The following is a 2,153-nucleotide window of genomic DNA, read 5'->3' as shown; positions in this document are numbered from 1 at the left end:
TTGTCGCGGTTGGGTGCGGGCACGGACATTCCGATCGGTTCGGCGATCGCGGGGCGTACGGATGAGGCGCTGGATGAGCTGGTGGGTTGCTTCGTCAACACGCTGGTGATCCGGACGGACCTGTCGGGTGATCCGACGTTCGGTGAGGTGCTGGAGCGGGTCCGCGAGACGAGTCTGGCGGGGTTCGCGCATCAGGATGTGCCGTTCGAGCGGCTGGTCGAGGAACTGGCACCGGTCCGATCGCTGGCCCGGCACCCCCTCTTCCAGGTCGTTCTCACGATGCACAACACCGCGGAAGCGAGCCTGGAACTGCCCGGCGTCGACGTCGAACTCCTTCCGACCGCCCGCCCGGCGGCAAAGTTCGACCTGGACGTGATGGTCGGTGAGTCGTACGCCCCCGACGGCGGCCCGATGGGCGTGCACGGTGCGTTGACGGTCGCGACCGACCTGTTCGACCCCAGCACCGCTCGAACCGTTGCCGACCGCTGGGTCAGGGTCCTGGACCGGTTGTTGACCGAGCCCGAGCTGCGGCTGTCCTCGGTGGAGGTCGTTGACGAGGCTGAGCGCCGGCGTGTGGTGGTGGGGTGGAACGACACGGCGGTGAGCCTGCCGCGGGTGTCGGTGTTGGGCCTGTTCGAGGATCGGGTGGTGCGGTCGCCGGGTGCGGTGGCGGTCGTGCAGGGCGATGTGTCGGTTTCGTTCGCGGAGTTGGAGGTGCGGGCGAACCGTCTGGCGCATTATCTGCGGGCGCAGGGTGTGGGTGCGGAGTCGGTGGTGGGCCTGTGCCTGCCGCGGGGCGTCGAGACTCTGGCGGGGATGCTGGCGGTGTGGAAGGCGGGAGCCGCCTACCTTCCGGTCGATGTCGGCCAGCCCGCGGAGCGGGTGGCGTTCGTGCTGCGTGACAGTGGCGCGGTGCTGACACTGACGACCGAGGAGATCCTGGACGATCTCCCGGCGGGACGTCATCGCCTGGTCGCGATCGACGACACCCTGACCGCGATGCAACTGGCAGCGACCCCGACAACCGCGCCCGGGGTGGAGATTCTGCCGGAGCAAGCGGCGTACGTCGTCTACACGTCGGGTTCGACGGGACGGGCGAAGGGTGTTGCGGTCACGCACGCAGGCCTGGCCAACTACGTCACTTCGGTGCCCGGGCGGGTCGGGTTCGGCGGTGGGGGCCGGTATGCGGTGTTGCAGGGGCAGGCGACGGACCTGGCGAACACGACGGTCTTCGCGAGCCTGACCGGGGGCGGTGAACTGCACTTCGTCGACGAGGAGTCGGTGACGGATCCGGCTGCGGTGGCGGCCTACCTGTCGGAGCAGGGGATCGACTGCCTGAAGGCGGTGCCCTCGCATGTGGCGGCGCTGGGCGCGGCAGCAGTCACGTCGGTGCGGTCGCTGGTCCTGGGTGGTGAGGCGGCTTCCGCCGAGCTGGTCGGGGAGTTGCTGGCCACGGCCGGTGATCGGGCGGTGTTCAACCATTACGGGCCGACGGAGACCACGGTCGGCGTGGCCACCACTCCACTGACCTCGCAGGATGCGGCTTCCGGGGTGATCCCGGTGGGCTCGCCGGTCGCCAACACACAGACCTACGTCCTGGACGCAGGCCTGAAGCCAGTACCGGTCGGCGTGGTCGGTGAGCTGTACGTGGCAGGCGCACAAGTGGCCCGCGGGTATGTCGGCAGGCCCGGGCTCACCTCCGAGCGCTTCATCGCCTGCCCCTTCGGCGCGCCCGGTGAGCGGATGTACCGCACGGGTGACCGCGCACGGTGGACGGCCGAGGGGCGGCTGGTGTTCGCCGGACGTGCCGACGAGCAGGTGAAGATCCGAGGCTTCCGCGTGGAACCCGGCGAAGTGCAGGCCGTAGTCGCCGCGCACCCGCTCGTCACCCACGCCGCGGTCGTCGCCCGCGAAGACACACCCGGCGATGTCCGCCTGGTCGCCTACATCGTCGCCAACGAGACGGAAGAAGAAGATCTGCCCGCAGTCATAAGGGATTTCACTTCGACCCGTCTGCCCGAGTACTTGGTTCCCGCAGCCGTGGTCGTCCTCGAGGCCCTGCCGCTGACCGGTAACGGGAAGCTGGACCGCAAGGCACTGCCCGCCCCCGACTACGCAGCGGCGGCGACGGCCGGTACGGGACGTGCGCCGGC

1 protein-coding gene is annotated in these 2,153 nt (G+C 69.6%); it reads left to right on the top strand.

Going from position 1 to position 2,153, the window contains the following annotated elements; genetic code table 11:
• The coding region (locus tag AB0937_RS38480) for an amino acid adenylation domain-containing protein (RefSeq protein WP_366718860.1) at positions 1-2,153 on the top strand (2,153 nt) is incomplete at both ends.

The sequence above is a fragment of the Streptomyces sp. NPDC047880 genome (assembly GCF_040706515.1).
Classification (GTDB): Bacteria; Actinomycetota; Actinomycetes; order Streptomycetales; family Streptomycetaceae; genus Streptomyces.
Note: the sequence above shows the minus strand (reverse complement) of the source record. Positions and strands in the feature narration are given on the sequence as shown.